Below are 24,668 nucleotides of genomic sequence, written 5' to 3'. Positions count from 1 at the left end.
GTGGGAGGGTGCACGACGGCGTGGTCACCCTGTTCCTCGGCGGGGACGTCATGCTCGGCCGGGGCGTCGACCAGATCCTTCCGTACCCCGGTGACCCCGAGCTGCGGGAGACGTACATCCGCGACGCCCGGGCCTACGTCGGCCTGGCCGAGGCGGCGAACGGGCCGATTGCCCAGCCGGTCGACTTCCGATGGCCCTGGGGCGAGGCGCTGCCCCTCCTGGACGACGCGGCGCCCGACGTGCGGGTGGTCAATCTGGAGACCGCCGTCACCGGGGACGGGGACTTCGCGCCCGGCAAGGGCGTCCACTACCGGATGAGCCCGGCCAACCTGCCGTGCCTGGCCGCGGCCCGCCCCGACGTCTGCGCGCTGGCCAACAACCACGTGCTCGACTTCGGCCCGCTGGGCCTCCACGAGACGCTCGACGCCCTGGCGGAGGCGGGGCTGCGGACGGCGGGAGCGGGCCGGGACGCCCTCGCGGCGGGGCGGCCGGCGGTCGTCCCCCTGGACACAGGCGGACGGGTTCTGGTCTTCTCCTTCGGGATGCCGTCCAGCGGGATCCCGGACGACTGGGCCGCCACCGGGGAACGGGCCGGCGTCGATGTCGTCACCGGCCCCACGGTGGCCGCCGCGGCCGCGTTCGCCGACCGTCTGCGGCAGGTCAAGCGACCGGGGGACATCGCGGTCGCCTCGGTCCACTGGGGCCCCAACTGGGGCTACGACGTCTCCCGCTCCGAGGTCCGCTTCGCCCACGCGCTCGTCGACGCGGGCGTGGACATCCTGCACGGACATTCCTCGCACCACCCGCGCCCGCTGGAGGTCTACCGGGACAGGCTCGTCCTGTACGGCTGCGGCGACCTCGTCGACGACTACGAGGGCATCGGCGGCTACGAGCGGTACCGGGACGACCTGCGAGTGCTGTACCTGGTGTCGGTGGAGCCGGACACCGGCCGGCTGGTCGAGGCGCGCATGGTGCCCCTCCAGGCGCGCGCGATGCGGCTGGAGCACGCCTCACCCGAGGACACCGAGTGGCTGCGCGCCGTCCTCGACCGCTTCAGCCGGGAGTTCGCCACCCGCGTCGAGCGTGCGCCCGACGGAACGCTCACGCCGCGCCCCCTGCGCGGCGGGCAGCGCACATGACCGGGTCGGTGTCCCAGGTCGCGGCCGATGTCAGGCGGGCCTGCCCTTGCGCAGGAACTGGCGCAGGCGGCGCAGCGGCCAGGTGTTGATGACGTCGTCCGGGGTGAGCCAGCCGCGTTGCGCGGTGCCCACCCCGTAGCGCAGGTGGGCGAGGTGGAGGACCGAGTGGGCGTCGGTGTCCACGGCGAACTTCGTGCCGTACTCCTTGGCGCGCAGGATGTCCTCGTCGCACAGGTCGAGACGGTCCGGCTGGGCGTTGATCTCCAGGGCGGTGCCGGTACGGGCGCAGACGGCGAACACCTCGTCCCAGTCGGCGTCCACCCCCGGCCGTTTGCCGATCAGGCGGGTCGTCGGGTGGCCGAGGACGTTGACGTGCGGGTTCTCGCAGGCCCGCACGAGGCGCCTGGTCATCGCCTTGCGGCCGAGGTCGAAGTGGGAGTGCAGGGCGGCCACGCAGATGTCGAAGCCGGCGAGGAAGTCGTCGGGCCAGTCCACGTCCCCTTCGGGGCCGATGTTCAGCTCGGTACCGTGCAGCAGCCGCATCCCCTGGTGGGCGCCGTCCAGCGTCCGTAGCTGCTCCCGCTGGGCGAGGATCTTCTCGTCGGTCATGCGCTGCATGTACAGGTTGGGCGCGTGGTCGGTGACCGCGTAGTACGCGTAGCCGCGTTCGGCGGCGGCCGCCACCATCGACTCCAGCGGTGCGAGCCCGTCGGTGAGGTCCGTGTGGGTGTGCAGGTCCCCCCGGATGCTCCGCTCGGTCACCACCTCCGGAAGCTCGCCGCGCAGGGCGGCGTCGATCTCGCCCCGGTCCTCACGCAGCGTGGGCGGGATCCACGGCAGGCCGAGCCGCGCGTACACCTCCTCCTCGGAGCGGGAGGCGACCGACTCCCCGCTGTCCACCTCGAACAGGCCGTATTCGGACAGCTTCAGTCCCTGGCGGACGGCGATGGTGCGGGTGCGGATGTTGTGCGCCTTGGACCCGGTGAAGTACTGCAGTCCGGCGCCCCACGAGTCCGGCGGCAGGACCCTGAGGTCGACCTGGACGCCCTTGGTGGTGCGGATCGACGTCTTCTTCGGGCCGTGGGCGATCACCTCGGCGGTGACCGGCAGCGCGGCGAGCGCGTCCATGAAGGGGGCGGAGCGTTTCGCGGCGACAAGGACGTCGATGTCGCCGACGGTCTCCTTCATACGGCGCAGGGAACCGGCGTACGCGCAGCGCTTGCAGCCGGTCACCGCGGAGAGCTCGGCGACGATCCCCTCGGCCGTGTCGAGGGCCAGATGCAGCGGGATCCGGCCGCCCGCCTGCTGCATGAGCTCGATCCCGTGCAGGATGTTCTCCTGCGTCTTCTCCCCGAAGCCCTTCAGGTCGTGCAGCGCGTCCGCCTCGATGGCGGCGGTCAGCTCGTTCACCGACGAGATGTGCAGGTCCTCGTAGAGCCGCAGCGCCTTCTTCGGGCCGAGCGTGGGGATCGTGATGAGCTCCCTCACCCCGGCGGGGATTCCCGCCCGGCGTTCCTCGACCACCGCGACGGTCCCGGTCCGCAAGTACTCGATCACCTTCTCGGCGATGGACCTGCCCACGTTCGGTATCTCCCGCAGCCCTTCGGCGTCCAGGTGGGAGATGTCGGCCGGGTAGCCGCCGATCGCACGCGCGGCCTTCTCGTAGGCACGCGCCTTGAAGGCGTCGCCTCCGGTGATGGCGATGAGGTCCGCGTATTCCTGAAGGAGCGCCTCGACCTCGTCGTTGGGCCGGGCCATACCTCAGAGTCTAGGAACAAAGCACGAAGGGTGCCGACCCAGAACCGGTCGGCACCCTTCGCGTTGCATGTGTCCGAGGGGGGACTTGAACCCCCACGCCCGATAAAGGGCACTAGCACCTCAAGCTAGCGCGTCTGCCATTCCGCCACCCGGACAAGGTGTCTGTCGTGCGGGGTTTCCCTCGCGGCGACGAAGGAAACATTACCAGGCTTTCGGGGGCGTTCGATCACACCCCGTTCCGGCGTGAACGGCGTGTGACGGGCCGACTCCTGCCTTGGGGTGCGACGGGGGTCGGAGAGAGGATGAAGGGGACCACCAGCAGTGACAGTGGGAGGAAGCAGCGTGAGCCAGACGGACACGGCCAGGAGCGTCACCGGCCAGGACGAGGTCGTGGACCTCTGCCGAGAGCTGATCCAGATCGACACCAGCAACTACGGCGACCACTCCGGGCCCGGTGAGCGCGTCGCCGCCGAGTACGTCGCGGAGAAGCTCGCCGAGGTGGGGCTCGAACCGCAGATCTTCGAGTCGCACAAGGGCCGTGCCTCCACGGTGGCCCGTATCGAGGGCGAGGACCCCTCACGGCCCGCGCTGCTGATCCACGGCCACACCGACGTCGTACCGGCCAATGCGGTGGACTGGACGCACCATCCGTTCTCCGGCGAGATCGCCGACGGGTGCGTGTGGGGGCGCGGCGCGGTCGACATGAAGGACATGGACGCCATGACGCTGGCGGTCGTCCGCGACCGGCTGCGCAGCGGGCGCAGGCCGCCGCGCGACATCGTCCTCGCCTTCCTCGCGGACGAGGAGGCCGGCGGGACGTACGGTGCCCGGCACCTGGTCGACAAGCATCCCGATCTCTTCGAGGGCGTCACCGAGGCGATCGGGGAGGTCGGCGGGTTCTCCTTCACGGTCAACGAGAAGCTGCGGCTGTACCTCGTGGAGACCGCGCAGAAGGGCATGCACTGGATGAAGCTGACCGTGGACGGCACGGCCGGTCACGGTTCGATGATCCACAGGGACAACGCCATCACCGAGCTGTCCGAGGCCGTCGGGCGCCTCGGCCGGTACAGGTTCCCGGTGCGCGTGACCAAGACACTGCGGCACTTCCTCGACGAACTCGGCGACGCGCTCGGCACCGAGCTCGACCCCGAGAACATGGACGAGACGCTCGCGAAGCTCGGCGGCATCGCCAAGCTGATCGGCGCCTCGCTGCAGAACACCGCCAACCCGACCCAGCTGGGCGCCGGTTACAAGGTGAACGTGATCCCGGGCCAGGCCACCGCGCACGTCGACGCGCGCTATCTGCCGGGCTATGAGGAGGAGTTCCTCGCCGACCTCGACCGCATCCTCGGCCCGCGCGTCAAGCGCGAGGACGTGCACGCGGACAAGGCGCTGGAGACCAGCTTCGACGGCGCGCTGGTCGAGGCCATGCAGACCGCGCTGTCCGCCGAGGACCCGATCGCCCGCGCCGTGCCGTACATGCTCTCGGCTGGTACCGACGCCAAGTCCTTCGCCGACCTCGACATCCGCTGCTTCGGCTTCGCGCCGCTGAAGCTGCCGCCGGAGCTGGACTTCGCGGGCATGTTCCACGGCGTCGACGAGCGGGTTCCGGTGGATGCGCTGAAGTTCGGCGTACGCGTGCTCGACCGGTTCATCGACGCGTCCTGAGCGCCGCTGAACAGCCCTCGACTCCCTGCGTTCCGTCCTGGTTCGGGCGCTGAAACGAGACTTCACAATTCGCCAGCGCGTACGGGGGCCGACCAGGACGGGTGAATGCGACCATAAGCTCGTAGCTCCATTACTCCCTCCTCGTTACAGGTGACGTGATCCGAGGCTTGGATCGCTTTTGCCAACAAGGAGGAATAATGATCAAGAAGGTCGTCGCTGCTGCGGCTGCCACCGGTGGCCTGGTTCTCGCGGGTGCGGGCCTGGCTGTTGCCGACTCGGGTGCCCAGGGTGCCGCCGTGCACTCCCCGGGTGTCCTGTCCGGCAACGTCGTTCAGGTTCCGGTGCACGTCCCGGTGAACGTCTGCGGCAACACGATCAACGTGATCGGGCTGCTGAACCCCGCCTTCGGCAACACCTGCATCAACAAGTGACGTTGTGCACCACCCCCATGAGAGGCCTCACCCCATGAGGGTCTGAGCCCGTCGGCCCCGGAGTGCGTGCCATGCGCTCCGGGGCCGACCGGTTCGCACCGTGCCCGTGCGTGCAGCGCGAGGCGCGTTCCGGAAGGTTCACGACAAGGTTGAAGGCAGGGAATCAGCAATGCGACAGGTCACCCGCAAGGGCCTGATGACCATGGCGGCGGCGACCGGCGTCCTCGCCGTCACCGGCGGCTACGCGCACGCCGACGCGAGTGCGAACGGATCGGCCACCAACTCGCCCGGCGTGTTGTCGGGCAACTCGGTACAGGCGCCCGTGCACGTCCCGGTGAACGTCTGCGGCAACACCGTGAACGTGGTCGGACTGCTCAACCCGGCGGCGGGCAACTCGTGCGCCAACAAGGGCGGCGGCAGCCACGCCGGGGGCGGCGGCGCCCATGCGAGCGGGCACGCCAGTAACTCGCCGGGTGTCGGCTCCGGCAACAACGTGCAGGTGCCGGTACACGCGCCGGTCAACGCCTGCGGCAACAGCGTCAACGTGGTCGGGTTGCTCAACCCGGCGGTGGGCAACGACTGCGTCAACGGCAGCCACAACGGGGGCGGCGGCTCCCACGCGGGCGGGCACACCAGTGGCTCGCCGGGTGTCGGCTCCGGCAACAACGTGCAGGTGCCGGTGGACGTGCCGGTCAACGCCTGCGGCAACAGCGTGAACGTGATCGGTCTCGGCAATCCGGCGGCCGGCAACGACTGCGCCAACACGGGCGGCGGCCACTCGACCACCCCGCCCGGCGGCGGGCACGAGACGCCTCCCGGCGGTGGCGGCGGTACCACGCCTCCCGGTGGCGGTGGCGGTACCACGCCTCCCGGCGGCGGAGGTGGCACGACGCCTCCGGGCACGCCTGGGCACCCCGGCACGCCGCAGCATCCGGGGGGCGGTGGCTCCCACCACATCAACCACCCCGGTGTGAACTCCGTCACCCAGCCCTCGGGCGCCGCACAGCTCGCCCACACCGGCAGCGACCTGTCCCTCGGCGTGCTGGTGCCGGCGGGCGCGGGCGCGCTGCTCGGCGGCGCGCTGCTCTACCGCAGGGCGCGCGCACACGCGTAACGGCGCCGGATGCACATCACCGACACCACGTACACACGCACACCACGTTTCATCGCGCGACCGCGTCGCACCGCACGCCTCGCGCGATGGCGTCACGGCGTCCGAAACGGATCGGGCCCCGCCGCAGCGGGGCCCGATCCGTTTCAGCCGCCTTCGCTCACCACGTGGCGCGCACCTGGCGAATGATCCGCCGGCGCAACCGCACCTTGCGGCTGCCGTCTCGCAGCAGGCTCAGGCGGTCCAACTCCCAGTGTCCGTACTCGGCATGGTCGGTCAGCAGACGTGTGGCGTCCTTGCGGGAGACCCCGCGCGGTACGTACACGTCGACAAATTCGTATTCCGGCATCGCATCTATTGTGCGGGCTGGGGCCCGGTACGGATAGCGTCTGCACTATGTCTGATGCTGCGCAGCCCACCGCTGCCGAGGTACGCGCCGCCGCCGAGGCGGTCAAGACCGCCCTCGACCGCCACCTGGCCGCGGTCGAGCGCAGGACGGGTGAGGACGACCCGGCCGTCTACGAGGCGTTCAACGAGCTGGCGGCGGCCGCCGAGGAGTACGACGAACTGCTCTACGACCGTTACGACGAGGTCACGCCCTTCGAGATCCCCGGTGCGGAGGAGGCCCTGCCGCCGTACACGGGCCCCGAGGAGCCGAACGCGCTGAGCGTGCTGATCCGCCGGGACTACACGGTGGTGGAGCCGCAGCGGCTGCTGGCTCAGGCGCGGCGCGTGGAGGCCGCGGACGAGGAGGGTACGCCCGCGCCGTCGGCCGGCACGGTCCATGGCGCGCTCGGCGTTCTCTTCGGTGAGTTCGAGCCGGACGAGATCGCCTCCCGGCACAAGGAGTTCGGCCTTGAGGAGGGCGACTCCACGTTGTGGGTGACGGCCGCGGACGAACCGGCCGAGCCGGGCGAGTGGCTGGAGGTCCCCTTCGAGCAGCTCGATCCGCAGCGGGTCGTCTGCCGCTTCGACGTCAGCGCGGTCTTCGACGAGGAGTCGGAGGACGATCGACTGGAGGTCGACCGACTGGAGGAGGACCTCGGGCCCGACCCGGAGCTGGACGGCGATCTGGACGACGACGAGGACCTGGAGCCACTGGACGCGGATCGCTGACCGGGGGCTCGGCCGGGGGCCGTGGCGTTGCCACCCGGGGCACCCGTGTCGGCTCGCCCCCGCCGCCCCTACCCTTCCCGTCCCCAGGGGCTCCGCCCCTTCGACCCCGCCGGGGCTCTGCCCCCGTACCCCACTGGGGCTCTGCCTTCGACCGAGCTGGGGCTCCGCCCGCGGATCCCTGCTGGGGCTCCGCCCCTTCGACCGGGCTGGGGCTCCGCCCCCGTACCCCGCTGGGGCTCCGCCCCCGTACCCCGCTGGGGCTCCGCCGCTTCGACCACGCTTGGGCTTCGCCCGTGGATCCCTGCCGGGGCTCGGCCCCCCGCATCCCCAGGGGGCTCCGCCCCTGGACTCCTGTGGACCCTCGCGGGGCAGTGCCCGTGCACCCCTGCCCGGGCTCTGGCCCCTGGTCCCCGGGGGCTCCGCCCCTGGCCCCCGCCGGGCCCCCGCCGGGCCCCCGCCCCGCACCCCGCGGCGCTGCGCCCCGGACCTCGCTTCTCGAACGCCGGAGGGGATGAATGGGGGGTCCGCCGGCCTTCAGCCGGCGGTCGGGATCTGTGGTCTCAGTAGTACGGGCAGACGCGTCGTTCGAGGCTTGGCGGGGATTTCCGTCACGGCCCGCGGCAGCGCCTGTTCCACTCCGTGCACGATCGACAGATGGCGGTCTGCCCGGCCGAAGGCCGTGTACACCCAGGGCCGGGTCAGGGTCTGGGCGGCGTCACCCGGCAGTACCACGACGACCGCGCGCCACTGCTGCCCCACCGCCTGATGCGCGGTGAGCGCCCAGCCGTGCCGCACGGACTGCTCCACCCGCTCCTTCCGTACGACGACGGGGGCGCCCGAGCACTCCAGGTGCAGCCCCTCCGCGTCCGCCTTCACGACACGACCCGGCACCGTACGGCCCGGGACGGGGGAGTAGGCGATCCGGTCGCCGGGGTCGAACCCGCCGAAGCGGCCCGGGCCGGGGTTGAGCCGCTCCTTGAGCGCTGCGTTCAGCGCGCGGGTGCCCGCCGCTCCGCCGTGGCCCGGCGTGATCACCTGCGTCTCCTCGGCCGGGATCCCGATGGCGCGCGGCACGGAGTCCGCGACCAGCTGCACGGTCCGGTGCACCGCCTCCCCGGCGTCCCGCACCGGCACGATCACGACCTCCTTGCCGGGCGCGTCGACCTGCGGCAGCTCACCGACGCCGATCGCCGAGACCAGGTCCCCGATCGGGCCGGGGTCGGGGGTCCGCGAGGCGATCTGCGGGCAGGCCCGGGCGGCGAGCAGATCCGCGAACACCCGTCCCGGACCCGCCGACCACAGCACCCCCGGATCGCCGCTCAGCACCAGCCGGGCGCCGTCGGGCAGCGACTCGGTCAGCAGGGCCGCCGTCTCGACGTCCAGTTGGGGTGCGTCCAGCACGATGAGCAGGTCGAGGTCCAGCGCACCGTCCGCGTCCCGGCCCGGCCCCTCGGCGCCCGACAGGAGGCCCGCCACGGTGGCGAGCGCCGGTTGCGTCGGTTCGGCGGGGGCGTCCGGCAGGTCGAGCCGGGTCAGGAGCGCGGCGAACAGATCGCGGCCGGCCGGGCTGTGCGTGGCGGCCCAGGCGCGCACGCCGAGCCTGCGCGCCTCGTGCAGCAGTGTCGCCGGCTCGACGCGGGAGGCCTCCCCGCCGGTGTGGAGCACCAGGCCGTGCCCGGCGACCGCGCGGAGCAGCTCCGCGGCGGAGCCGCGCGCCGATGAGGCCGCCCGATCCCAGTCCTCGGCCGAACCGTCCGCCTTCGGCACGGAGTTGATCAGCCGGGCCAGCCCGTCGGCGAGGCTCTCCTCCGCGAGCGCGTACCGCTCCAGGCCGATCAGGACGCGAACCGGACGGTTCTCGTCCTCCTCGTCCTCGCCGCTGTCGGTCGGTGCGGCCGTCTCCAGGGCGTCCTGGAAGACCAGGGCCTCGCCCTCGGCGATCGTGCTGTGGACGGCCGCTTCGGGGTCCGGCACCGAGCGCTGCGCGAGCGCGGCCTCAAGGGCAGGGACCTCCAGCGCGGTGTGCCCGGCCAGGGCCGCCTGCTCCAGCAGCCAGACCGTCACCGCACGCGCCCGTCGCTCGTCGTCCGGGCTGCACTCCGCGCCGAGCAGCGCCCGGGCGAACCCGTCGGCCTGCTCGGGCCGCACCCCGGGGACCCGCAGCAACTGCCAGGGGTCCGCCCGCAGCCGCGCGTCGACCCCCTCGCCGAGGGCCGCCGCGACCTGGGGCGCGAGCGCTTCGGGGGCGCCGCCCCCGGCCAGGACGGCGCGCACGGCCCCGACGGCCTCCGCCGCGGGCGCCGCCGCGGCGACCGGGGGCGCCACGGGCTCTGTGCGCCGCACCGGCTCGGGCGCGCTCGGCCTGCGCGGGGCGGGCGCCGGCTCGCTGAACGCGCTCGCCACCGGCTTCTCGCCGCTCTCCACGGCGCGCACGGCCGCGAGCAGGTCGGCGGCCTTGCCGCTGAGCTTCCCGCCGGCCTCGATCGGGCCCTTCTTCTCGGCCTTCCGACGCTCGATCCGCTCCCGCTCGACCTGCTGAGCGGCCAGCTCGGCCTCGGCCTCGGACGGCTGTGCCGCGGAGTCCTGGTCTTCGGTGGTGCCTGCGGCGGCTTCGCTCTCGCCGGTGCCCGCGGCGGGCGCGTCCTCGGTGCTCGGCTCCGCCGGTTGCGCCCCCGCCGCCGCGGCTTCGCGCGTGTCGGCCCCGTCCTCCGGCTTCTCCGGCCGAGGGGCCGTCTCCGTGGTCTCCGGGTCCGTGGTCACAGCGTGCTCCAGTCGTGATCGGGATAGCGGTGCAGCGGGGCCGAGACGTCGTCCAGCGCCCGGCAGATCTCGTCAGGAAGACTAAGCGCCTCCACTGACAATGCCGCCGTGAGCTGCTGTGCGTTGCGCGCACCGACGATCGGCGCGACCACGCCCGGCCGGTCGCGGACCCACGCCAGCGCCACCTGGAGCGGCGTCGTCGCGAGCCCGTCGGCGGCCGTCTGCACCGCGTCGACGATGCTGCTCGCCGTGTCGTCGAGGTACGGTGCGACGAACGGGGCCATGTGCTCCGACGCCCCGCGCGAGTCGGCCGGCGTCGAGGTGCGGTACTTGCCCGTGAGCACGCCCCGGCCCAGCGGGGAGGACGGCAGCAGGCCCACCCCAAGGTCCAACGCCGCCGGCAGTACCTCGCGCTCCACACCGCGCTGAAGCAGTGAGTACTCCATCTGCGTGCTGGCGATCCGGGTCCGCGTGTCAGGCGCCGCGAGCTGCCATGTCGCCGCCTTCGCGAGCTGCCAGCCGCAGAAGTTGGACACGCCCGCGTACCGTGCCCGGCCGCTGCCGACCGCCAGGTCGAGCGCCTGCAGGGTCTCCTCCAGCGGGGTGTCGGGGTCGAAGGCGTGGATGTGCCATACGTCGACGTAGTCCGTGCCGAGGCGGGCGAGCGAGGCGTCCAGTGCGGCGAGCAGATGGCCGCGCGAACCGTCGAAGCGGCGGTCGGGGTCGGGCACGCTCCCCGCCTTCGTCGAGATGACCAGGTCCCGGCGCGGCACGAGCGCATCCATGAGCTGCCCGAGCAGATACTCGGCCTCGCCGTCCCCGTACACGTCCGCCGTGTCGATGAGGGTTCCGCCCGCCTCCCAGAACACCTTCAACTGTTCCGCGGCGTCGTGCTCGTCCGTGTCGCGCCCCCAGGTGAGGGTGCCGAGTCCGATCCGGGACACGCGAAGGCCGGTACGGCCGAGATGCCTCTGCTCCATGAACGCCGACATTACTGGCCGGAACTCTCCGAGTGGGTTGCCTGTGGATAACCGTTTTCCCGTACACCCACCGGGTTTTCCGGGTGCCGGCGGCGCGCCCACCGCCGGGGACGCCCACCGCCGGGGAACCGCCCTCCCCTCCGGACGCACCCCGCGCTAAGGTCTGCGCACAAGGGACGTTACTGATCGGTAAGGGGAATCGGCCATGCAGCTCGGGATCAACCTCGGCTACTGGGGCGCCGGAATGGACGCGGACAACCTCGCCGTGGCCCAGGAGGCCGACCGGCTCGGATACGCGGTGTGCTGGGCCGCCGAGGCCTACGGCTCCGACGCGGCCACCGTGCTGAGCTGGGTCGCCGCCCAGACCGAACGCATCGATGTCGGCTCTGCCATCTTCCAGATCCCGGCCCGTCAGCCGGCGATGACCGCGATGACCGCCGCCACCCTCGACTCGCTCTCCGGCGGCCGTTTCCGTCTCGGCCTCGGCGTCTCCGGGCCGCAGGTCTCCGAGGGCTGGTACGGCGTCAAGTTCGACAAGCCGCTGTCCCGCACCCGGGAGTACGTGGAGATCGTACGCAAGGCGATGACGCGCGAGCGGCTGTCGTACGAGGGCGAGCACTGGACCCTGCCGCTGCCCGGCGGCCCCGGCAAGCCGATCAAGCTGACCGTGCACCCCCAGCGCGAGCACATCCCGCTCTACATCGCCGCCATCGGCCCCAAGAACCTGGAGCAGACCGGCGAGATCGCCGACGGCGCGCTGCTCATCTTCCCCTCGGCCGACCACCTCGAAGAGACCGCGATCACCTATCTGCGCGCCGGGCGTGAGAAGGCCGGCAAGACCCTCGACGGCTTCGACGTCTGCCCCACGCTCCCGCTCGCGCTCGGTGACGACAAGGACGTGGCCGCGCTCGCCGACACCTTCCGCCCCTACACCGCCCTGTACATCGGCGGCATGGGCAGCCCCAAGCAGAACTTCTACAACCAGCTCGCCCGGCGCATGGGCTACGAGCAGGCGGCCGCCGAGGTCCAGGAGAAGTACCTCTCCGGCGACAAGCAGGGCGCCGCGGCCGCGGTCCCGCACGAGCTGATCGACCGGACCACCCTGCTCGGCTCCGTGGACCGCATCGCCGACCGGATGAAGGCCTACGCCGCGGCCGGCGTCACCACGCTCTCGCTGGCCCCCGCGGGCTTCACTCTGGGGGAGCGGATCGCCTCGCTCCGGGCCGGATCCGAGGCCCTGGAGCGGGCTGGGCTCGCGTAAGGACGAGCGGAGATTCTCCACGGCCGTGGTGGGGGCTCGGGGGTCTTCCCCGCCACGGCCGTCACCGGGAACAACGCGCCGACGCGCCTCCTGGTTACGCGCCGCTCCGCGCCCGGCTGTCCGTCATTCGGCTCAGCCGTCCGGCGCACGTGTTGCCGCACCCCTGGCACCGCACTTGACTCGTTCTTTGCGGACCCTGCAGAGAGGTGCCAGCCATGCTTTCGGCCAAGAGTCTGTTCCAGGAGATCTTCGACAACGACGAATCGTTCCGGCTCTTCTGCTCCATCGCCGCCAGCGGCGAGTCCCAAGGCGGCTGGGAGAACGGGCGTATCGCCGCACTGGTGCCGGCCGACGAACGCGAACTCGCACCCAAGATCACCCGGCACGGCGCCGACGAGGACAAACACGGGCGGATCTTCTACGCCCTGATGAGGAAACGCGGCCTCGCACCCGCAGAGGTGCCGCCCGAGACCGACTACACGATGCTCCTGGAGAAGCACGGCATCGGGCTCGCCCACACGAAGCTCAACAGCGACCAGCCGCTGACCGTGCGGGACATCGTCACCTACCTCGCCCACAGCAGGGTCACCGAACAGCGCGCCTCCGAGCAGATGGAGCTGCTGTGCAAACACTTCGGCGACCACCCGGACGTGGGCCGCGCGGTGCGGATGATCTCGAACGACGAGGACAACCACCTCGCCTACTGCCACGAGGAGCTGCTGCGTTTCGCCTACGCCGGACACGGCCGCGAAATCCAGCGGACGTTGCGCGACTGCGCACTGGCCGAGATCCGGATCTACCGGGACGTCAGCCTCGCCGTGATGGCCCACATGGGGCGCATCCTCGGCTGGTCGAAGGCGAAGGCGGTGGTGCTGGCGGCCGGTATCCACGTCATGTACGCCTATGAGCGGTTCGCGGGCTGGCGGCGGATGGTCACCCTGAAGATGCCGGAGCGGCGCGACGCCCTGGGCGGCCCCGCCACGCCCATGCCCGAGTTCGCCTGAACCCGACCATCACGCGCGCGTGAGGCCCGTACGCCGTCACGCACGCGCCTACCGAAGCAAATCCGCCCCGCCCGTGCGGCCCGTACGCCGTCACGCACGCGCTCCCGGACGACCACCACGCGCGCGTGGAGGCCGAGAAGCGGAACTCCGCTACATCCAGCCCCGCCGCTTGAACAGCCGGTACAGCACCACCTCGAACGCCGCCATCACCACGATCACCGCCGGGTACGACCAGACCCAGTGCAGCTCCGGCATGTGGTCGAAGTTCATCCCGTAGATCCCCGCGATCATCGTGGGGATCGCGGCCATCGCCGCCCACGCCGAGATCTTCCGCATGTCGTCGTTCTGCCGGACGCTCATCTGCGCCAGATGCGCCGAGAGGATGTCGGAGACCAGCCGGTCCAGGCCCTCCACGGACTCGTTCACCCGGGTCAGATGGTCGTTGACGTCACGGAAGAAGGGGCGCGACTTCTCCTGCACGAACGGCACCGCCGCGCCGAACGTCCCCTGTCCCGCCAGCCGGGTCAGCGGCGGCGCCAGCGGGACCGTGGCCCGCCGGAACTCCAGGACCTGCCGTTTGAACGTGTATATCCGCGAGGCCGTGTGCCGCGAGCCGCCGCCGGACGGAGCGAAGACCTCCGCCTCCAGTTCCTCCAGATCGGTCCCCAGCTCGGTCGCCACGTCCAGGTAGTGGTCGACGACGGAGTCCGCGATCGAGTACAGCACCCCCGTGGGCCCGTGCCGCAGCATCTCCGGCTGGTCCTCCAGATGGTGGCGCAGGGACCTCAGCGGCATCTCCTCACCATGGCGCACGGTGACCACGAAGGAGTCGCCGAGGAAGACCATCAGCTCGCCGGTGGAAACGGTGTCGCTGCGCGGTTCGTACGACACCGGCTTGAACACCATGAACAGCGAGTCCTCGTACACCTCCAGCTTGGGTCGCTGGTGTGCCTTCAGGGCGTCCTCGATGGCCAGCGGGTGGAGTCCGAACTCCTTGGTGACCAGGTCGAACTCCTTCGCCGTCGGCTCGTACAACCCGATCCACAAGAAGGAGTCGCCCGAGGCGCGCGCCTCGTCCAGGGCGTCGGAGAGGTCCTCGGGGCCCTCGGTCCGGTGCCCGTCGCGGTAGATGGCGCAGTCGACGATCACGGGGCGCATTCTTCCGTCAGGAGAACCCGGCCGCACATCGGCGGTTCTCTCCTCCTTCGCACTCCGCAGCGGTACGGCCGCCGCACTCCGCAGCGGTACGTCCGCCCCTCCGGCTCACCCGCCGGGCGCCGGGCGCTCGCCCGGTCCGGGCACCGAGGCGTCCCTTTAGGCTGGGCGGCATGCCCACGTTGATCCTCGTCCGGCACGGACGCTCCACCGCCAACACCGAGGGACTGCTCGCCGGCTGGACGCCCGGCGTCGCCCTCGACGAACGCGGCGCCGCGCAGGCCGCGGCCCTGCCCGGGCGCCTCGCCGAGGTGCCGATCGCCGAGGTCGTCACGAGCCCTCTGCAACGCTGCCAGGAGACCATCCAGCCCCTGCTCGACGCCCGCCCCGGGCTCCGCGCGCACACCGAGGAGCGGATCGGCGAGTGCCACTACGGCGACTGGTCCGGCCGCAAGCTCGCCGAGCTGAAGGACGAGCCGCTGATGGAGGTCGTCCAGGCGCATCCGTCGGCGGCGGCGTTCCCCGGCGGCGAGTCGATGCGGGCCATGCAGACCCGGGCCGCGGAGGCGGTACGGGAGTGGAACGCGCGCGTGGAGCGCGACCACGGTGCCGACGCCGTGTATCTCATGTGCTCGCACGGTGACATCATCAAGTCCCTCGTCGCGGACGCCCTCGGACTTCATCTCGACCTCTTCCAGCGGATCTCCGTCGAACCGTGTTCCATCACCGCGATCCGTTACACCCGACTGCGGCCATTTCTCGTTCGTCTCGGTGACACCGGTGATTTCGCCTCCCTCGTGCCGCGTGAGGAACCCTCCGGTGGAGACGCCCCGGTCGGAGGCGGTGCGGGCGCACCGTGATCGTCGGCCGCAGTAGGGTGAAGCGGTCGAACCAGCGCAGTAGTTGTCAGTAACCGGAGCGGGCCGCGCGCTCAGCCGGTCCCGATCCCGATCCAATGGAGACAGGACGTGTCCCGTCAGGTGTTCCTCTACGACCCACCGGACCGTTTCGTGGCCGGCACGGTCGGGCTGCCCGGGCGCCGTACCTTCTTCCTGCAGGCCTCGGCCGGACACCGGGTGACCAGCGTGGCCCTGGAGAAGACCCAGGTCGCGGCGCTCGCCGAGCGCATGGACGAGCTTCTCGACGAGGTCGTGCGCCGTAGCGGCGGCAGCGCCGCCGTCCCCGCCGTGGCCCCCGCGGAGATCACGGACACGGCTCCCCTGGAGAGCCCCATCGAGGAGGAGTTCCGCGTCGGCACCATGGCCCTGGCCTGGGACGGCGAGGAACAGCGCATGATCGTCGAGGCCCAGGCCCTCGTCGAACTGGACGCCGAATCCGAGGAAGACCTCGCCGAGGCCGAGGAGCGGCTGCTGCAGGACGAGGAGAACGGTCCGCCGATGCTCCGGGTCCGGCTCACCGGTGCGCAGGCACGGGCCTTCGCCAAGCGCGCCCTCGACGTCGTCAACGCCGGGCGGCCGCCGTGCCCCCTGTGCAGCCTCCCGCTCGACCCGGAAGGACATGTATGTCCGCGCCAGAACGGATACCGCCGCGGAGCGTGACCACGGCCGAACTGCTCGCCGAGGGCGAGCTGACCGTGCGCGGCCGCATCCGCGACGCGTCCAACACGGCGCTGTACTGCACGGTCTCCCACGACGGGCAGGAAGCCGCCTGCATCTACAAACCCGTGGCCGGGGAGCGCCCCCTGTGGGACTTCCCACACGGCACGCTGGCCCAGCGCGAGGTCGCCGCCTACGAGGTGTCCGAGGCGACCGGCTGGGGGCTCGTGCCGCCCACCGTGCTGCGCGACGGGCCGTACGGCGAGGGCATGGTCCAGCTGTGGATCGAGGGGCAGCCGGAGGCCGAGCTGCTCGCCCTGGTGGACGGCGAGGAACCGGAGGAGGGCTGGAAGGCCATCGGCTTCGCCGAGGTCGGCGACGGGAAGACCGCGCTGCTCGTGCATGCCGACGACGAGCGGCTGCGGCGGCTCGCCGTGCTCGACGCGGTCATCAACAACGCCGACCGCAAGGGCGGCCATCTGCTGCCCGCCGGTGAGGGGCGCTTGTACGGCATCGACCACGGGGTCACCTTCAACACCGAGAACAAGCTGCGCACGCTGCTGTGGGGGTGGGCGGGGGAGCCGCTGACAGGAGAGGCCGTCGAGGTGCTCAAGGGGCTGAAGGAGGCCCTGGAGGAGGGGGCGGAGCTGGCCGTGCGGCTGGCGGAGCTGATCACCGCGGCCGAGGTCCAGGCCACGCGGGTGCGGGTGCGGGCGTTGCTGGAGTCCGGCAGGCATCCGGAGCCGAGCGGGGAGTGGCCGGCGATTCCGTGGCCGCCGGTGTAGCGGCCGCCGGGGGAAGGGCACCGCGGGCCGGGGGTGGGTTGCGCTTTCCGGCGCCGGCAGGGTGCCTCCCCCAAGCTCTTCGAGCAGGGGGCACCCCCAGCGCCCCCAGTGCCTTAAGGGCCTGGGGGTCCCCCCAGGCCCTTAAGGCACTGGGGGAGGCACGACTGCCCGCAGGTCCGCTGGGCGTCGCCCCGGGATATGGCTGCCTGCCGCTGTGGCGGCATGCATACCGGCAGGGCTTGTGCAAGAACGCCTTCCCGGCCATCCAGCCCGTCCGGTTCGTATACCGAACTTCCGGCCGGTTAGGCTCATGACATGCATGCCTGGCCCGCTTCCGAGGTCCCCGCCCTGCCTGGTCAGGGCCGCGACCTGAGGATCCACGACACCGCGACCGGCGGTCCGGTCACCCTTGACCCCGGTCCCGTCGCCCGTATCTACGTCTGCGGCATCACCCCGTACGACGCGACCCACATAGGTCACGCGGCGACCTACAACGCGTTCGACCTCGTCCAGCGCGTGTGGCTCGACACCAAGCGGCAGGTCCACTACGTCCAGAACGTCACCGACGTCGACGATCCACTGCTGGAGCGGGCACAGCGCGACGGCGTCGACTGGGTCGCCCTCGCCGAGAAGGAGACCACCCTCTTCCGCGAGGACATGACGGCCCTGCGGATGCTGCCCCCGCGGCACTACATAGGCGCCGTGGAGGCGATACCCGGGATCGTGCCGCTCGTCGAGCGCCTCAGGGACGCCGGAGCCGCGTACGAGCTCGAAGGGGACATCTACTTCTCCGTGGAGTCCGACCCGAACTTCGGCAAGGTGTCCAGCCTGGACGCCGCCGCGATGCGCCTGCTGTCCGCCGAGCGCGGCGGCGACCCGGACCGTCCGGGCAAGAAGAACCCGCTCGACCCGATGCTCTGGATGGCCGCCCGCGAGGGCGAGCCGAGCTGGGACGGCGGTTCGCTGGGCCGTGGCCGGCCCGGCTGGCACATCGAGTGCGTCGCCATCGCCCTCGACCACCTGGGCATGGGCTTCGACGTGCAGGGCGGCGGCTCCGACCTCGCCTTCCCGCACCACGAGATGGGTGCCTCGCACGCGCAGGTGCTGACCGGTGAGTTCCCGATGGCCAAGGCGTACGTCCACGCCGGCATGGTCGCGCTGGACGGCGAGAAGATGTCGAAGTCCAAGGGCAACCTCGTCTTCGTTTCCCAGCTGCGGCGCGACGGCGTCGACCCGGCCGCGATCCGGCTCGCGCTGCTCGCCCACCACTACCGGTCCGACTGGGAGTGGACCGACCAGGTCCTCCAGGACGCCGTGGCGCGGCTCGACCGCTGGCGCGCGGCCGTCTCCCGGCCCGACGGCCCGCCCGCCGAGGCACTCGTCGAGGAGATCCGCGACGCCCTCGCGAACGACCTGGACGCCCCGGCCGCGCTCGCCGCGGTCGACCGCTGGGCCGCGCTCCAGCAGGAGAGCGGCGGTACGGACACCGGCGCGCCCGGTGTCGTGTCGCGTGCCGTGGACGCGCTGCTCGGCGTGGCTCTCTGACACAGGACAACGGCGCCGGGCGGAGGTGGATCCGCCCGGCGCCTCACTGTCCGGCCGTCACTTGTTCACGCAGCAAAGCGTGCAATCCGTCCTGGAACAGCTGCTCGCGGCCGCCGTTCTGGGCGCCGGTGCCACGGCGGTCGGCTCACCGGCGCTCGCACACACCTGGCCCACCGTGATCGGGCTGCCGAACGGCTTCCGCCCGGAGGGCATCACGATCGGAGCGGGCTCGTACGCCTACCTCGGCTCGCTCGCCGACGGTTCGATCTACCGCGCCGATCTGTGCTCGGGAGAGGGCCGGATCATCTCGGCCGGTCCCGGGACGCCATCGGTCGGGCTCAAACTCGACCCCCGCGGGCGGCTGTTCGTCGCCGGGCGGGATGCGGGCGCCAGGGTGGTCGACGCGCGCACGGGCCCGGTCCTCGCGTCCTACGCCCTGGCCACGACGGGTGCCGCAAGGAGCGAGGGCGGTGCGCCGAGGCGCACCGCCCTCATCAGTCCTCCGACGAGTCCTCGTCCTCGCCGCCCGTCCGCGGCGGCTTCGGCGGTCGGGTACGACCGCTGGGATTGTCCCGCCGGAACGAGCCGCTGTCCCCGCCGTCCGCCGTGGCGTGCCCGCCGGGCGGGCTGACGTCCCGCCGCCGCAGATACCGCTCGAACTCGCGGGCGATCGCCTCGCCCGAAGCCTCCGGCAGGTCGGCGGTGTCCCGGGCCTCCTCCAGCGTCTGGACGTACTCGGCGACCTCGCTGTCCTCGGCGGCCAGCTGGTCCACGCCCACCTGCCAGGCGCGCGCGTCCTCCGGCAGCTCGCCGAGCGGGATGCGCAGGTCGAGCAGGTCCTCCAGGCGGTTCAGAAGGGCCAGCGTGGCCTTCGGGTTGGGCGGCTGCGACACATAGTGCGGGACCGCCGCCCACAGCGAGACGGCCGGGACGCCCGCGTGCGTGCACGCTTCCTGGAGGACGCCCACGATGCCCGTGGGGCCCTCGTACTTGGTCTCCTCCAGGTCCATCCGGCGGGCCAGGTCCGGGTCGGACGTGGTCCCGCTGATCGGGACCGGACGCGTGTGCGGGGTGTCACCGAGCAGGGCGCCCAGGATCACCACCAGCTCCACGCCCAGTTCGTGGGCGAAGCCCAGCAGCTCGTTGCAGAACGAGCGCCAGCGCATCGACGGTTCGATGCCGCGGACCAGTACGAGGTCGCGGGGCTTCTCGCCGCCGACGCGGACCACCGACAACCTTGTCGTCGGCCAGGTGATCTTGCGGACCCCGGCCTCCATGAACACCGTGGGGCGGTTCACCTGGAAGTCGTAGTAGTCCTCGGCGTCCAGCGCCGCGAACACCTCGCCCTTCCACTCCCTGTCCAGATGCGCGACCGCGGTGGAGGCGGCGTCGCCGGCATCGTTCCAGCCCTCGAACGCGGCCACCATGACCGGGTCGATCAGCTCGGGAACCCCCTCGAGCTCGATCACCCAGCGCCTCCTTCCGACGTGCCCTCGCCTACGCCCCAACCTTACGGCGTGCCGCGTGGGCGCCCGCAGCCCCCTTGCACGGGGGAGTGAACGGATGACTGCCCCGTCCGGGGCCTTCGAACACCCATGATCGTCACCCCGGGCCACCCCGCCCCTCGGGCGGGCCCGTACCTCCGAGGTATCAGAGGGTCGAGCGCAGCCACTGCTCCACGGACGCGATGTGCACCGTCGCCCAGGAGCGGGCCGCCTCCGCGTCGCGGTCGCGCAAGGCGCCGAGGATGGCGCGGTGCTCGTGCAACGTGCGGCTGACCGCGTCCTCCTGGGTCAGCCCCCGCCAGATCCGGGCCCGGGTGGTGGGTCCGGACAGCCCGTCCAGCAGGGAGCACAGCACCGAGTTGCCGGAGCTCTGCACGATGCCCCGGTGGAACTCCAGATCGGAGGCGACCAGCTCCTCCACCGACGGCTGCCGGCCCAGCTCGTCCAACTGGGCCGTCAACGCGTCGAGTTGCCGCTCACTGATCCGCGGGGCCGCCATGGCCGTGGCGGCCGGTTCCAGGATGCGGCGCACCGCGAGGAACTCCAGCACGGTGTCGTCGCGGTGGAAGTCGACGACGAAGCTCAGCGCCTCCAGCAGGAGCTGCGGATCGAGGCTCGTCACATAGGTGCCGTCGCCCTGCCGGACGTCCAGGATGCGGATCAGCGACAGGGCGCGCACGGCCTCGCGCAGGGAGTTGCGGGACAGCCCGAGTCCGGCGGCGAGTTCGCTCTCCTTGGGCAGGCGGTCGCCTGGACGCAGCGCGCCGGAGACGATCATTCCCTTGATCTTCTCGATCGCCTCATCGGTGACTGCCATGGCGGAGCCCTCCCTGTCGCTCAGACATCCGATGTCGCTGTCTCATTATGGGGTTCAGCCAGTTGAACGGAGGGGGGAGTCCCGATGTCACAGAGGCGAAGGCAGACTCAGGCGAGCCCCTCCAGCGCCTCCAGATCCGCCAGCGCCGCCGCCTCGTCGAGCGTCGTCAGCACCCGCTGCCGCATCAGGACCCGGCCGTCGACGACCGTGTCCCGGACATCCGCGGAGTGCGCCGCGTACGCCAGCGTCGACCACACGTCGTGCCGAGGACGCAGATGCGGCCCGCCGAGGTCGAGCACGATCAGGTCGGCCCGCTTGCCCGGCTCCAGCGAGCCCAGCCGATCGCCGAGCCCGAGCGCGCGCGCCCCCTCGATCGTCGCCATCCGCACCGCCTGCTCGGCACCGACCGCCGTGGGATCGCCGGCCGCCTTGTGCACCAGCGCCGCCTGCCGCACGGCGCCCAGCACGTCCAGCGTGTTGGAGCTGACCGCCCCGTCCGTGCCGAGCCCGACGGTCACCCCCGCGCTCAGCAGCCGCGGCACCGGTGCGATTCCGCAGCCCAGCTTGAGGTTGGACACCGGACAGTGCGCCACCGAGGTGCCCGTATGGGCCAGCGCCGCGATCTCCGGACCGGTCAGGTCGACCGCGTGCGCGAGCAGCAGGTCGGGACCGAGCAGGCCGAGCGAGTCGAGCAGTTCCACCGGCCGCTTGCCCCACCGCACCTCGACGGTGGCGACCTCGTGCGCGTTCTCCGCGGCGTGGATGTGCAGCAGCGCCCCGAACTCCCGCGCCAGCGCGGCGATCTCGGTGAGCTGGTCGGGGCTCAGGGTGTAGGTCGAGTGCGCGAACAGCACGGGCCGGAAACCGGGCCGTGTCGCGGTCCGCGCGGCCAGGTCCCGGCGCGCCCACTCCAAGCGGTCCTCATAGGCCATGCCGTCGGGGGAGTCCGGAACGTCCATGAAAGTGGGCCCGGTCAGCAGCCGCCACCCCGCGTCCCGCGCGACCTGCTCGGCGGTCTCGTGGAACCAGTACATGTCGAGCGCGGAGGTCACCCCGGCCCGTACGCTCTCCGCGATCGCGACCCGCACCGCCGCGCCCACGTTCTTCGGCGACAGCAGCTCGGCCTCCCGGGGCAGCACGCGTTCCAGGAAGCCCTGCAGCGTGACGTCGTCGGCGCAGCCGCGCAGCAGCGTCATCGCCAGGTGCGTGTGGGTGTTGACGAGCCCCGGCAGTACGAGACAGCCTCCGGCGTCGAGGTACTCCTCCGCCGTGTACCGGGCGCGCAGCTCCTCGGCCCGGCCCACCGCGAGGATCTCCCCGCCGCGGACGGCCACGGCGCCCTCCCGTACGACGGTGCCCGCGTCGTCGACCGTCAGGACGTCGCCGCCGTGCACCAGCAGATCGACGCGCTCGCTCATGCCACGTCCCCTTCCGCCAGCAGCCGCAGCGCCTCCAGCGCAACGACCGAGCCCCGCTCCACGCCCTGGGCCACGACCTCACGGTGCGGGTCGTAGGCCCCCGTCGAGAAGGACGCCTCCTCGTCGAGCAGTTCGTCGGCGTTGGCGCCGTCCACGACGAGCACGCCGCCCGCCACCAGCCCCCGCAACGAGGCGGTCACCAGCAGCGCGGACAGCTCCATCTCGATCGCGGCGAGGCCCGCCTTCTCGTACGCGTCGAGCGGGATCAGCCCGGGCTGGAAGGCCGCCCGCGTCCACACGATCCCGCGGTGGTGCGGCGCGCCCACCTCGCGGGCCGCACGCTGAAGGGCGAACACCGCCTCGGGCGCGGACACCGCCGGGTACTCGGGCGGCAGCAGCTGCTGGGTGACACCGTCGTCGCGCACGGCCGCCTCCGCGATCACCAGGTCGCCGTCGCCGATCCCCGGCTTCATCGCGCCCGCCGTACCGAACCGCAGAAACGTGCGGACCCCCGCGTCCGCCAGCTCCTGGAAGAGCAGGATCGCGCCCGGGGCACCCACCCCGTGCGAGGCGACCGTCACCGGCACACCCTTCCAACTCCCGCTGAACACCCGGTACTCGCGGTGGTAGGAGACCTCCTGGGCCCCGTCGAGCAGCGCGGCGACGGCCGCCGCGCGCGCCGGGTCCCCGACCACGACGGCGTATGGGGGAAGTCCGGTGCGGGGAACGCGGGTGACGGGTGACAGGTCCTGCGTCATGAGGCGACTCCAGTGGGTCGGGTACGGCGACGGCGGCGCGCCGTCGTCAGGAAGAGGGCGCCGAGCGTGACCACGTACGGCGCGGCATCGGTCGCCTGCTGCGGCAGACCGAGGCCCTGCAGCCGGAATCCGGCCGCCTCGGCGAGCCCGAACAGCAGCGCGGCCAGCAGCACACCGAGCGGCGCCGCACGGCCGAGCATGACCGCGACGACGGCGATCCAGCCGCGTCCCGCGGTCATGTTCTCCGAGAACAGCGTGACGTTCCCCAGGGCGAGCTGCGCCCCGGCGAGCCCGCACAGCACGCCCGAGACGAGCACGGCCCCGTACTGGTACCGCGCCGGGCTCACCCCGAGCGTGGCCGCGGCGTCCGGGGCCTCGCCGACCCCGCGCAGCCTGAGGCCCCACACATGCCGCGAGAGCAGCACGGCGGCCGCGGCCACCGCGGCCCACGCCAGGTACGCGAGCGGCGAGAAGCCACCGACCAGCGGGAGCCCCGCCAGCGTGGGATCGTCGAAGGTGCCCTGCACACCGAACACCGTACGCAGTAGGAAGCTGGTCAGTCCGACGGCCAGCAGATTCATGGCGATGCCGAGCACGACCGCGTCCCCGCGCAGGGTCACCGCGCCGACGGCCAGGACCAGGGAGTACGCGGCCGAGGCGAGCGCCGCCGCGAGCACCCCGAGCCAAGGGCTGCCGGTGAACCAGCTCGTGGCGACGGACGTGAAGCAGCCGAGCAGCATCATGCCTTCGAGGCCGATGTTGAACACACCCGCGCGCTCGCACAGCGCGCCGCCGAGCGCGGCCAGCAGGATGGGCGTCAGCGCGCGCAGCGCCGACATCAGCAGATCGGAGTCGAAGAACATCACACGGCCTCCTTCTGCCGGTTGAACCACCGGGCGGGGAACCTCAGCCGCGCCGCCAGGAACACGATCACGACGGCCTGCAGCACCTGGGTCAGCTCGCGCGGTACCTCGGTCGTGCGCTCCATCGAGAGCCCGCCGACCTGGAGGACGGCGAAGAAGAACGACGCGACGACCGTGCCCACCGGTGCCGCGCCCGCGAGCAGCGCGGCGGTCAGTCCCGTCCAGGTGTAGCCGGGCGCGGTGAGCGCGCCGTCCAGGAAGCGGTACGGGAAACTCAGCACCCCGACGGCGCCCACGAGTCCGGCCAGCGCGCCCGAGACCGCCAGCAGCCGCAGCGTCAGCCCCCGGCGCTCGACACCCGCGTACGCGGAGAAGCGGGCGTTGAGACCCGTCATCCGGATCTCGTACCCGATCGCCGTGCGCCGGTCGGCGAACCAGTACGCGGCCGCCGCGAGCGCCACGAGGACCAGCCCTGCCGTCACGGTCGAGTCGCCGAACGCGGGCAGCGCCACGCCCTCCGGCAGCTGCCGCGTCTGCGGCAGGCTGGAGCCCGGCTCCTTGAGCGGATAGCGGGCCAGATACGAGGCGAACGAGACCGCCGGATAGCTCAGCAGCAGGCTGCTCACCAGCAGCGGCACCCCGAGGTGGTTCTCGCACAGGGCGGCCAGGGCCGCGTACCCGGCGCCGGCGGCCATGCCCGCGAGCACGGCCGCGACGGTGGCGAGGGGCGCGGGCAGTGGTACGTACAGTCCGGTGACCGCGGCCGCCATGCCGCCGAGGACCATCTGCCCGTCGCCGCCGAGGTTGATCAGTCCCGCCCGCAACGGAATGGCCAGGGCCAGCGCGAGCCCCAGCACGCTGGTGCCGGTGCTCAGCGTGGAGCCGATGCCGTCGGTGCCCAGCGACCCGGTGAGGACGGCGCCGTACGCCGTCACCGGGTCCGCGCCCGTGCCCAGCAGGAACAGCGCGCCGATGACGACTCCGGCCAGGACGGAGAAGACGACGGGGGAGCGGAGTGCTCCTGTTATTCGGTTCATG

Annotated in this window: 22 protein-coding genes and 1 tRNA gene; 11 read left to right on the top strand and 12 right to left on the bottom strand. The window is 72.0% G+C overall.

The genetic code is table 11. The features are described 5' to 3' along the window. The first annotated feature begins 8 nt into the window (after positions 1–8). A complete protein-coding gene (locus tag Q2K21_RS23960) occupies positions 9–1,139 on the top strand; it encodes a CapA family protein (protein WP_310774894.1) in 1,131 nt (376 codons plus the stop codon). Between the two features lie 30 nt (positions 1,140–1,169). Here Q2K21_RS23960 and polX read toward each other — a convergent pair whose 3' ends face one another. Further along, complete coding sequence (polX, locus tag Q2K21_RS23955; RefSeq protein ID WP_310774893.1) at positions 1,170–2,897, bottom strand: DNA polymerase/3'-5' exonuclease PolX; 1,728 nt, start codon at positions 2,895–2,897, stop codon at positions 1,170–1,172. A gap of 70 nt (positions 2,898–2,967) precedes the next feature. Further along, a tRNA-Leu gene (locus tag Q2K21_RS23950) sits at positions 2,968–3,052 on the bottom strand. Between the two features lie 187 nt (positions 3,053–3,239). Between Q2K21_RS23950 and Q2K21_RS23945 the strand changes: the two genes are divergently transcribed. The 3 genes from Q2K21_RS23945 (at position 3,240) to Q2K21_RS23935 (ending at position 6,110) form a co-directional block, all read left to right on the top strand. After that, positions 3,240–4,565 carry a M20/M25/M40 family metallo-hydrolase gene (locus tag Q2K21_RS23945; protein ID WP_310774892.1) on the top strand — a complete coding sequence of 442 codons (1,326 nt, stop codon included), beginning with the start codon at positions 3,240–3,242 and terminating at the stop codon, positions 4,563–4,565. Positions 4,566–4,762: 197 nt separating this feature from the next. After that, positions 4,763–4,996, top strand: a complete 234-nt coding sequence (gene chpH, locus Q2K21_RS23940) for a chaplin ChpH (protein WP_310774891.1) — start codon at positions 4,763–4,765, stop codon at positions 4,994–4,996. Positions 4,997–5,165: 169 nt separating this feature from the next. Next, positions 5,166–6,110: a chaplin gene (locus Q2K21_RS23935; RefSeq protein ID WP_310774890.1), complete on the top strand. Its 945-nt coding sequence runs from the start codon at positions 5,166–5,168 to the stop codon at positions 6,108–6,110. Between the two features lie 157 nt (positions 6,111–6,267). Here Q2K21_RS23935 and Q2K21_RS23930 read toward each other — a convergent pair whose 3' ends face one another. Then, the gene (locus tag Q2K21_RS23930; RefSeq protein ID WP_030053310.1) at positions 6,268–6,456 is read right to left on the bottom strand and encodes a DUF5703 family protein; all 189 of its coding nucleotides are present in this window, start codon (positions 6,454–6,456) and stop codon (positions 6,268–6,270) included. A 47-nt stretch (positions 6,457–6,503) separates the two neighbouring features. Between Q2K21_RS23930 and Q2K21_RS23925 the strand changes: the two genes are divergently transcribed. Further along, complete coding sequence (locus tag Q2K21_RS23925; RefSeq protein WP_310774889.1) at positions 6,504–7,223, top strand: hypothetical protein; 720 nt, start codon at positions 6,504–6,506, stop codon at positions 7,221–7,223. Positions 7,224–7,757: 534 nt separating this feature from the next. Here Q2K21_RS23925 and Q2K21_RS23920 read toward each other — a convergent pair. Together Q2K21_RS23920 and Q2K21_RS23915 are read right to left on the bottom strand one after the other, a co-directional pair. Next, positions 7,758–9,983, bottom strand: a complete 2,226-nt coding sequence (locus tag Q2K21_RS23920; protein WP_310774888.1) for a helix-hairpin-helix domain-containing protein — start codon at positions 9,981–9,983, stop codon at positions 7,758–7,760. After that, the gene (locus tag Q2K21_RS23915; RefSeq protein ID WP_310774887.1) at positions 9,980–10,963 is read right to left on the bottom strand and encodes an aldo/keto reductase; all 984 of its coding nucleotides are present in this window, start codon (positions 10,961–10,963) and stop codon (positions 9,980–9,982) included. The genes Q2K21_RS23920 and Q2K21_RS23915 overlap by 4 nt, the downstream gene beginning before the upstream one ends. A 205-nt stretch (positions 10,964–11,168) precedes the next feature. Here Q2K21_RS23915 and Q2K21_RS23910 point away from each other — a divergent pair, with 205 nt between their 5' ends. Continuing rightward, complete coding sequence (locus Q2K21_RS23910) at positions 11,169–12,224, top strand: LLM class F420-dependent oxidoreductase (protein ID WP_310774886.1); 1,056 nt, start codon at positions 11,169–11,171, stop codon at positions 12,222–12,224. Positions 12,225–12,439: 215 nt separating this feature from the next. Then, entirely contained in the window at positions 12,440–13,228 is a 789-nt protein-coding gene (locus Q2K21_RS23905) for a ferritin-like domain-containing protein (protein WP_310774885.1), read from the top strand. A 150-nt stretch (positions 13,229–13,378) separates the two neighbouring features. Here the strand turns inward: Q2K21_RS23905 and corA are convergent, their stop codons facing one another. After that, complete coding sequence (gene corA, locus Q2K21_RS23900) at positions 13,379–14,377, bottom strand: magnesium/cobalt transporter CorA (protein ID WP_310774884.1); 999 nt, start codon at positions 14,375–14,377, stop codon at positions 13,379–13,381. Between the two features lie 179 nt (positions 14,378–14,556). Between corA and Q2K21_RS23895 the strand changes: the two genes are divergently transcribed. From Q2K21_RS23895 to mshC, 4 genes are all read left to right on the top strand, one after another. Beyond that, positions 14,557–15,243, top strand: coding sequence for a histidine phosphatase family protein (locus Q2K21_RS23895; protein WP_310774883.1), 687 nt, complete (start codon positions 14,557–14,559; stop codon positions 15,241–15,243). 108 nt (positions 15,244–15,351) lie between these two features. Next, positions 15,352–15,942: a DUF3090 domain-containing protein gene (locus Q2K21_RS23890; protein WP_310774882.1), complete on the top strand. Its 591-nt coding sequence runs from the start codon at positions 15,352–15,354 to the stop codon at positions 15,940–15,942. Beyond that, positions 15,906–16,724 (top strand): SCO1664 family protein, encoded by an 819-nt coding sequence (locus Q2K21_RS23885; RefSeq protein ID WP_310774881.1) that lies wholly within the window; start codon positions 15,906–15,908, stop codon positions 16,722–16,724. Before Q2K21_RS23890 ends, Q2K21_RS23885 begins: the two co-directional genes overlap by 37 nt. Positions 16,725–17,039: 315 nt before the next feature. Continuing rightward, the gene (gene mshC / locus Q2K21_RS23880) at positions 17,040–18,269 is read left to right on the top strand and encodes a cysteine--1-D-myo-inosityl 2-amino-2-deoxy-alpha-D-glucopyranoside ligase (protein WP_310774880.1); all 1,230 of its coding nucleotides are present in this window, start codon (positions 17,040–17,042) and stop codon (positions 18,267–18,269) included. 494 nt (positions 18,270–18,763) lie between these two features. Here the strand turns inward: mshC and Q2K21_RS23870 are convergent, their stop codons facing one another. The 6 genes from Q2K21_RS23870 to Q2K21_RS23845 all read right to left on the bottom strand — a co-directional run bounded on the left by Q2K21_RS23870 (position 18,764) and on the right by Q2K21_RS23845 (position 24,667). Continuing rightward, positions 18,764–19,738, bottom strand: a complete 975-nt coding sequence (locus Q2K21_RS23870; RefSeq protein ID WP_310774879.1) for a PAC2 family protein — start codon at positions 19,736–19,738, stop codon at positions 18,764–18,766. A gap of 181 nt (positions 19,739–19,919) precedes the next feature. Next, positions 19,920–20,591 (bottom strand): FadR/GntR family transcriptional regulator, encoded by a 672-nt coding sequence (locus Q2K21_RS23865; RefSeq protein WP_310774878.1) that lies wholly within the window; start codon positions 20,589–20,591, stop codon positions 19,920–19,922. Positions 20,592–20,698: 107 nt separating this feature from the next. Beyond that, positions 20,699–22,009 (bottom strand): amidohydrolase, encoded by a 1,311-nt coding sequence (locus Q2K21_RS23860; protein ID WP_310774877.1) that lies wholly within the window; start codon positions 22,007–22,009, stop codon positions 20,699–20,701. Beyond that, positions 22,006–22,767: a nucleoside phosphorylase gene (locus tag Q2K21_RS23855; RefSeq protein ID WP_310774876.1), complete on the bottom strand. Its 762-nt coding sequence runs from the start codon at positions 22,765–22,767 to the stop codon at positions 22,006–22,008. The genes Q2K21_RS23860 and Q2K21_RS23855 overlap by 4 nt, the downstream gene beginning before the upstream one ends. Beyond that, entirely contained in the window at positions 22,764–23,630 is an 867-nt protein-coding gene (locus Q2K21_RS23850; RefSeq protein WP_310774875.1) for an ABC transporter permease, read from the bottom strand. The genes Q2K21_RS23855 and Q2K21_RS23850 overlap by 4 nt, the downstream gene beginning before the upstream one ends. After that, entirely contained in the window at positions 23,630–24,667 is a 1,038-nt protein-coding gene (locus Q2K21_RS23845; protein WP_310774874.1) for an ABC transporter permease, read from the bottom strand. Before Q2K21_RS23845 ends, Q2K21_RS23850 begins: the two co-directional genes overlap by 1 nt. Between the last annotated feature and the right edge of the window lies 1 nt (position 24,668).

This window comes from Streptomyces sp. CGMCC 4.7035, assembly GCF_031583065.1.
Taxonomy (GTDB): domain Bacteria; phylum Actinomycetota; class Actinomycetes; order Streptomycetales; family Streptomycetaceae; genus Streptomyces; species Streptomyces yaanensis.
The sequence above is the reverse complement of the archived record's forward strand: the minus strand, read 5'-3'. Positions and strand labels throughout refer to the sequence as shown.

Bases quoted from the DNA above. Each gene is read 5' to 3' on its own strand.
- Q2K21_RS23925 (WP_310774889.1), top strand. From the start codon at position 6,504: ATGTCTGATGCTGCGCAGCCCACCGCTGCCGAGGTACGCGCCGCCGCC.
- Q2K21_RS23915 (WP_310774887.1), bottom strand. From the start codon at position 10,963: ATGGAGCAGAGGCATCTCGGCCGTACCGGCCTTCGCGTGTCCCGGATC.
- Q2K21_RS23905 (WP_310774885.1), top strand. From the start codon at position 12,440: ATGCTTTCGGCCAAGAGTCTGTTCCAGGAGATCTTCGACAACGACGAA.
- mshC (WP_310774880.1), top strand. From the start codon at position 17,040: ATGCATGCCTGGCCCGCTTCCGAGGTCCCCGCCCTGCCTGGTCAGGGC.
- Q2K21_RS23850 (WP_310774875.1), bottom strand. From the start codon at position 23,630: ATGTTCTTCGACTCCGATCTGCTGATGTCGGCGCTGCGCGCGCTGACG.
- polX (WP_310774893.1), bottom strand. From the start codon at position 2,897: ATGGCCCGGCCCAACGACGAGGTCGAGGCGCTCCTTCAGGAATACGCG.
- Q2K21_RS23910 (WP_310774886.1), top strand. From the start codon at position 11,169: ATGCAGCTCGGGATCAACCTCGGCTACTGGGGCGCCGGAATGGACGCG.
- Q2K21_RS23855 (WP_310774876.1), bottom strand. From the start codon at position 22,767: ATGACGCAGGACCTGTCACCCGTCACCCGCGTTCCCCGCACCGGACTT.
- Q2K21_RS23895 (WP_310774883.1), top strand. From the start codon at position 14,557: ATGCCCACGTTGATCCTCGTCCGGCACGGACGCTCCACCGCCAACACC.
- Q2K21_RS23930 (WP_030053310.1), bottom strand. From the start codon at position 6,456: ATGCCGGAATACGAATTTGTCGACGTGTACGTACCGCGCGGGGTCTCC.
- Q2K21_RS23935 (WP_310774890.1), top strand. From the start codon at position 5,166: ATGCGACAGGTCACCCGCAAGGGCCTGATGACCATGGCGGCGGCGACC.
- Q2K21_RS23865 (WP_310774878.1), bottom strand. From the start codon at position 20,591: ATGGCAGTCACCGATGAGGCGATCGAGAAGATCAAGGGAATGATCGTC.
- Q2K21_RS23885 (WP_310774881.1), top strand. From the start codon at position 15,906: ATGTCCGCGCCAGAACGGATACCGCCGCGGAGCGTGACCACGGCCGAA.
- Q2K21_RS23845 (WP_310774874.1), bottom strand. From the start codon at position 24,667: ATGAACCGAATAACAGGAGCACTCCGCTCCCCCGTCGTCTTCTCCGTC.
- chpH (WP_310774891.1), top strand. From the start codon at position 4,763: ATGATCAAGAAGGTCGTCGCTGCTGCGGCTGCCACCGGTGGCCTGGTT.
- Q2K21_RS23860 (WP_310774877.1), bottom strand. From the start codon at position 22,009: ATGAGCGAGCGCGTCGATCTGCTGGTGCACGGCGGCGACGTCCTGACG.